Here is a 4,921-nt window from a genome sequence, read left to right as displayed (position 1 = left end):
TGTCTTGGAGTTCCTCGGCAAATAGCTCTTCAACGGCTGGCCATCGGCGTCACGCAGGCACAGCGCCGGTGGCCGGCGACCGAAGCACTCGTGCTCGACGAGCTCTGGGGCTATCACGCCCTGTGGGCGGTGGCTCTGATCCATAGCAGAAGGGGCCCGTCTGATCGGGGCCCCTTCTGTCGTTCACATAGCCGTGGCTACCTGCCGCAGCTACTCAGAAACCGCCGGCGGGACGCACTTGGTAGTGCTTTTCGAGAGCGGTGACCTCGTCTGGGGTGAGGTCGATGTCGACCGCGGCGGCTGCGTCGTCGAGGTGGTGGGGCGTGGTTGTGCCGATGATCGGTGCGCTGACGACGGGGTTGTTGAGAACCTACGCCATCGCAATCTGCGCCATCGGAGCCACGGGCGCGCCGTCGCGGCCGACACCGCGCGACGACCTGGCGTCCCCGCGTGACGACAACAGCTCTCATGGCGACGGTGAGTGCGATCGCCGCCCTTGCAGCACCGGTCCCCGCCGCCGCAGCCACCTTCGGCGCCACCGCGACAACACCGATGAGCTCCATCGCCACCGCAACAGCGGTCCCCGCTACCGCGCTGAGCTGCACCGCCAACCCCAACGGGTCCGTCGCCATCGGCTGGAACTATGCCGGCGAAACTCCCCGGCAGTTCACCACGCTTATCGACGGCGCGGCCACTGGCACAGGCTCAGCAGGTACCGCACGCGCAACCACCATCAGTTCCTGGGACCTCTTCACCTGGAGAACCTCCACCGAAAGCATCCGCACCGACCTCACCGACACCTGGACCACAGCCTCCACCAGCACCGTCCGCATCGTCACGGTCCGATTCCTCGGCATCGGACGCACCTCCTGCGCCTAAGCGGCCCACAGCAGCACGAACGATCGCTTGCTGGTCACCGGCTGGTACAGCGGGCACCCGCACCAGTTCGGAAACCTATCGGGGAGACGCCGAACGTGCCCGCATCGACGCGCCGCTACGTCCACCCGACGGCCCACGGACCGACCCTAACGGGGCACTGAGCATCGACAACCTGCCGCAAGCGAAGAACCAGCGTTCTACCTGCTCCAGCAACAGGACAAGACAGTTGCGCGAGCAGACTCATGCTCGACGTCGTCTCTGCGGAGGCCAGCTCCGCGCTACAGGATCGAACGGCGAGGGCCAGCCCGCCCCGTCCGGGTGCAAGCTGGCCCTCGAGCTATGGAAGCGAACTGCGATTACACGGTTCGGCGGCGGAGGCGACGGCCGACGACCGCCGCTGCCAGTCCGAGCAGGAGCAGCGAGGCTGCGGCGATCATCCCGGGACGCGGGTCGGTTCCTGTGTACGCAAGCGTGCCATCGGCGCCCGTACCGTCCGCGGGAGCGGCGCCCGCGCTACCTCCGGCACCGTCCCCCACCGGGAGATACCGGAACGCAGACTCGGCGTTGATCCCGCCCGCAGTCGCGACGCGAAGGGCGGCGTCTCCTACTTCACACGGCGGCGTCGTGAACGTTGCCGTCGTGCCGTCTGCGGAGACGGTGACCTCGGAGGCGGGGATGGTGACGCCGCACACCGTCACGGTGGTCCCGCCGGGGACGAACCCGTCACCGGTCACGGTGACGTCTGTGCCACCCGTCACCGGTCCGGTTGCCGGCGTCACGCCGGTCACTGCGGGTGCCGGCACGTACGTGTAGGCGTCACCGGCGTTCGTCGTTCCCGTGGGATCCGTGACGGCCACGTCGACGGGGCCAGCGGTTCCGGCGGGCGTCGTGACTGTGATCCGCGTGTCTGTCGGGGTGCCGACGATGGTCGCGGGGACGCCGCCGAAGGAGACGTTGGTGACGTCGGCGAGACCGGTGCCGGTGATGACCACCGTCTGCCCGCCGGCGGTGGGGCCGGCGGTCGGGGAGACACGGGTCACGGTCGGCGCGGCAGCTGCGGGTGCGACGTACTGGTACTGGACCGGGGCGGCGATGGCGGTGGTGCCGGGGAAGCCGACGGTGACGTCGACGAGTCCGGTACCGGCGGGTGCGGTGACCACGATCCGCGTGCCGTCGTCCGACACGGAACGGACAACACCTGGGGTGTCACCGAACAGCACCTCGTCCGCGGCGTGCAGACCAGTGCCGGTGATCGTCACGGTGTTGCCGCCGTCGACGGGACCACGAGCAGGTGCGAGCCCAGTCACTGTCGGGGCGACGTACGTGTACGCCAGATCGTCGGAGGTGCCGCCGCTGGTGACGACCACGGTTGTCGGGCCGGCGGTGCCGGCGGGCGTCACAGCGGTCAGGGACGTGCCGTCGTCGGTGACCGTGACGTCGGTCGCGGGGGTGCCCCCGAAGGTGACCGTCGTGTCGTCGCCGAAGCCGGTGCCGGTGATGGTGACGGTCTGCCCGCCGGTTGTCGGTCCGTTGGTCGGGGTGATGTCCGTCACCTGAACCGCTGCAGCCGCGGTCGGTGTCTCGCATGCGGCCTGCGCGAGGACGACGGTCGCGACGGTGTCGTTCGTGAGCGTGACGTCGCCGACGGTTCCGTCGAGGGTGATCGTTGCAAGCACCGCGGTGGCGGCTGCGGTCGTTCCGGTGACCTCGACGCTCCGAGCGAGGTTCACCGTGAGGGTGACATCGGCGAGGTCGCCGGTGAGTGCATTGGCGGCTTCGAAGGTCGGGGTGTCGGCGTCGAGGGTGACCGTGTCGCCGAGCACGGTGAGTCCCGCGAGCGTGGCATCGCTGGTCGGGGTGCCCCCGACGGGACAGGTGGCCGTCGCGGTGGCGGCTGCAGCGGTGAGGACGTTCACACCGAACAATGCGGCAGAGGCTCCAGCGACTTCAGAGGACGCCGTCGACCGGTCGCGATCGCTGCTGACGGAGGTGGAGACAGCGTCCGCGCCGATGTCAGCTACTTCCGCATTCACCAGTGTCGATGCGTCGCCTTCGAAGGCGTCATCACCGCCCCCGGTGACGGACACGGCCCCAGCTGCGACGTTCACCGTCAGCCCGAGCAGATCACCCAGCGTCGGCACAGCAACATCGGCGCTGACACCGGTCGCCGATGCGTCCCCAGGAGCGGCAGAGGCAGGACCGGCGACGAGGAACGCACTCCCGAGGATGGTCCCCGCTGCGAGCGTCATCGCCGCTGCTCGCATTCCCACGCGTCGTTGCATGGTTCTTCCTTCCGTTGAAGTAACTCTCAGTTCCCGACGCTAAGCCGGTGCCGCACGGGTGCTGGCCCCCTCTTCGGGGGGCTGGACGTCGGGTCGTGAGTATGCGGGGGCGCGAAGTTCGCCGGTGGAATCTCGTTCATTGGTCTGAGTTGTCGCAAATATCCGCTGCACGACGCTCGCGACCATGCGTCTCGCGGATAACCGTGCTGCTGATCGACACCAGCCGATCAACTGGCGTTTCCGACCGCGCCGCCCCCGTCGCCGTCTCAGGAGGCCATCCATCCGTTGGGGGTGCGGAATGGGCGCAGCGTCCTATCCGCTGAGGTCGGTGCCGTGCTACCGGGTTGGGTGATGGTGCCAGTTGCGCGCTACGGTCCCGTCGCGGCCGCATGAGGCCGCAGTAGGGGAGCGGGGGTGGCGGTGTTCACGGGAGTGCTGTGGGAGGTGCGGTGTGCGTGGCATGACTGCCCGCTGTCGGGGACGGTGGTGGTGTCGTTTCGTCCGCATGCGGTGGGCCCTGCGGGGTGGGCGTTGACAGTGTGTGAGCATCATGCTGTCCCGGTCCCGAATCGTGCGGCCGGGCAGGGATGGGGTGTTGGTGTGAACGCGTTGCGGTTGCGAGGGCGGTCCGAAACGGAGTGGGACATCATCGAGGGCAGCTCCGACCGGGTCGTGGGTCGGGTGGTGCTGGAGAACGGTGCGTTCTTCCTCACCGACGTCGACGGCGAGACCGAGGTTGGTGCGTTCTATCGCCTCGAGCAGACGGTGCCGGCCGCGGCAGCAGTCCTCACAGATCCAGGTTTCGAGGTGCTGGCTGGCCCGTAGGTGGCCTGTGAGGTGCGGCTGGGGCTGCGGGGTACTGTCATGTGGGCTACCCCGCGTTCCCCTAGTTGCGGGTGCCCGATTCCCTGTTTTCCGGGCTGGCTTCGTCATGACCCTGCGTCGAACCCGACGGCGTTGTAGCGCGCGGGCGGTTGCTCTCGGACCCGAACCATCGGCAATCGCCCGCGCACCCTCTTCCTACCCGCACACCGTGATGATCACGCCTCGGAGCGGTGTGTGTGCGGTCAGTGGATGATGAGTGCTGCAACAACGAGCATGCTGGCGCCGATGGCGAGGGCAGCGAGTCCGTCCCATTCCCACGAGCTCATCCGCCGGACGCCGCGGGGTGGCCGCTGTCGGCGGCGCGAGCGCCGTCGACGGGAACGTGTCGCGGTTATCGTCCGCACCGTACCGACGGGGGCGGGGCATGCTGTGGGGAGCAGCTGGGTGGTTCCCGCTGTTAGTGGGGCGAGCTGGGACCTGATCGGCCTGGCTCGCCCCGCGCTTACCCGGTGCCGTCGCGGTGGACGAGTGCGCGGTGCCGGGGTTAGTGTCGCTGGCACGTGCGTCCGGTTTGAGCGTGCTCCTGGGCGTGCCGGGGTGCCGTCTGCTGCACGGGCGGCGCTCCCAGCCGGGGTGGTGTTGCTGCAGGAGGGTGACACCACCCCGGTCACCTTCGTCGTTAGGTGCGGGGTGCGATGGGGATGTCCCAGTAGGTGGGCTGTTCGTACTGCTCGGCCCAGCCGCGTCGCATCCGGGTTGCTGCTCGGTCGAACTCGTCGACGACGTCGGTGTCCGCGGTGAGGAGTGATTGGAGGCGGAGGCCGTCGTAGAGGGCGAGGAGCTGTTTCGCGCCGCGGACCGGGTCCATCGTTGCTGGTTCCCGCCCGTCGCGGACGTCTGCGGTGAGGCCGGTGCGGATAGTTTCCCGGAACCGC

General features: G+C 68.7%; 4 protein-coding genes. 2 read left to right on the top strand and 2 right to left on the bottom strand.

Features of this window, described 5'->3' with window-relative positions; genetic code table 11:
* Positions 1 to 450: 450 nt before the first annotated feature.
* Entirely contained in the window at positions 451 to 879 is a 429-nt protein-coding gene (locus Q9R26_RS18470) for a hypothetical protein (protein ID WP_311228190.1), read from the top strand.
* Between the two features lie 356 nt (positions 880 to 1,235).
* Here the strand turns inward: Q9R26_RS18470 and Q9R26_RS18465 are convergent, their stop codons facing one another.
* Positions 1,236 to 2,795, bottom strand: coding sequence for an IPT/TIG domain-containing protein (locus tag Q9R26_RS18465; RefSeq protein WP_311228189.1), 1,560 nt, complete (start codon positions 2,793 to 2,795; stop codon positions 1,236 to 1,238).
* A 780-nt stretch (positions 2,796 to 3,575) separates the two neighbouring features.
* On the opposite strand from Q9R26_RS18465, the gene Q9R26_RS18460 reads away from it, so the two are divergent.
* Positions 3,576 to 3,986, top strand: coding sequence for a hypothetical protein (locus tag Q9R26_RS18460; protein WP_311228188.1), 411 nt, complete (start codon positions 3,576 to 3,578; stop codon positions 3,984 to 3,986).
* Between the two features lie 679 nt (positions 3,987 to 4,665).
* On the opposite strand, the gene Q9R26_RS18455 is transcribed toward Q9R26_RS18460, so the two are convergent.
* On the bottom strand, positions 4,666 to 4,921 hold a 256-nt coding region (locus Q9R26_RS18455), incomplete at its 5' end, for a hypothetical protein (protein ID WP_396136847.1).

This window comes from Curtobacterium sp. BRB10 (assembly GCF_031844325.1).
Lineage (GTDB): Bacteria > Actinomycetota > Actinomycetes > Actinomycetales > Microbacteriaceae > Curtobacterium > Curtobacterium poinsettiae_A.
Note: the sequence above shows the minus strand (reverse complement) of the source record. Positions and strands in the feature narration are given on the sequence as shown.